At 39.2% G+C, this 1,544-nt stretch carries 1 protein-coding gene; it reads right to left on the bottom strand.

Annotated elements, in window-relative coordinates; translation table 11 throughout:
• Nucleotides 1–146 precede the first annotated feature (146 nt).
• Nucleotides 147–1,376, bottom strand: coding sequence for an IS4 family transposase (locus AB1L08_RS22340; RefSeq protein WP_413066768.1), 1,230 nt, complete (start codon nt 1,374–1,376; stop codon nt 147–149).
• Between the last annotated feature and the right edge of the window lie 168 nt (nt 1,377–1,544).

The raw sequence follows: 1,544 nt of genomic DNA, 5'->3' as shown, positions 1-1,544 counted from the left end.
CATAAAAAATAAAAAGCACAGTCAACCCTTAATTTTTCGAACGCAAACCTATTAACTAAATATTCAGATATAAGATTATTTCACTTGGAGAAAAAAAGACAACAGGGATTCAAAGGTAGTCCTTCATCCATTTTTTACCAAATTATTTAAATGAGAGGGTCATAGGTTAAATCATCTAAATGTGAAACATCCCCTTTTTCGTATTGTGCCAGGGTTTCGTCAAAGATACGGTTGTGCCACAGCATTCGCCGGCCACGGGATGTTCGTTCTGGTTCTTTGAATACCTCCGCGATAAAGGCTTCTAACTTCTGGGACCATAGATCACTGACCCAGTTCATCATTTCCAGTAAAGTGCCTTTATATCCTATTTTATTTTTTATTACTAGGGTTAAGCAGTATGTGATCATGGCTATGTAGATTTGATTGTATACAGCATTCTTGCTTTGTCCATAAAGCCTTTTCAAGACCAGATGTTGCTTTACCCATTTAAAGAACAATTCAATCTGCCAGCGTGTCCGGTAGAGATCACTGATTTCCTGTGCGTTTATTTTTGCATCATTGCACACGATGGAAACTTTGTTACCCTCGCTGTCCAATGTTTCTATCAGGCGGAGGGGATGTTTCATATTACCAATTTTTACGACGGCATCCCGGGTGATTGGAGATGACGGATTGACAGGCAATTCCTCAATGACATGTACAATCGTATTGCCTTTAATCCTGGTGACAAATCGAATCCCATTTCGGCAATAGAGATCGAACTTTTCAAAGTTATAGTACCCCCGGTCGAATACATGGAGGGCATCCTTATCTTCTGTGATTAATGCATCCAGCTGTGTTTCATCTGCCGGCCGGGCAGGCGTGACAATCAACTTGTTTAGATAGGATTCCCCGTCGCAAAAGACGATAGACGTATGCATTTTAACGCCTGCCTTGGTATTTCGAAAATCAGCCCATGCATATTGACTCAGGCACATGGAAAGGGTTGAAGAATCAATTAGGTGAATCTTCCCTAGCAGTTGATCAGCCTTTTTTGGCCCGTATATCTGATGTAGTTTTTGAACCAGATGGTGCATGATGACTTCAAAAATCTCAGATGGTATATCTCCAAGCTTTCGAGAGAGCTGGGATTTACTGATACTTTGGATGCCAATTTGTCTCTGCACGGTTTTCTTGCGCTTTACCTGATCACTAATCCGCCCCAAGCTTCGCAATCCTTTCAATTGGGCATAAATAAAAAGATTGGTGAACGTAAGAAAGTCGAGCTTTTTGACATACCGATCTAATTGAGCATGCTCGACCATTTTTTGAATGACTTTTGAATCTAATGGATGAATGTATTCCTTGAATACTGTTTTTATGGTATGATTGTCCATACAGAGCTCCTTATAATTAGGGATTTGGACAGGACTACCATACCCTAATTATAAGGTTTTTTTGTATGTAATCACACCGAAAATTGGGATGATTTTTAACATTAAAACAACTTTTTGTTCAAATTATATCGCTTGACTTTTTGATTGAAATTTAATGCAACGCTAGTG

It is taken from the genome of Siminovitchia jepli, assembly GCF_047228825.1.
Lineage (GTDB): Bacteria > Bacillota > Bacilli > Bacillales > Bacillaceae_C > Siminovitchia.
Note: the sequence above shows the minus strand (reverse complement) of the source record. Positions and strands in the feature narration are given on the sequence as shown.

Coding starts and splice junctions, on each gene's coding strand:
- AB1L08_RS22340 (WP_413066768.1), bottom strand. CDS start 1,376: ATGGACAATCATACCATAAAAACAGTATTCAAGGAATACATTCATCCA.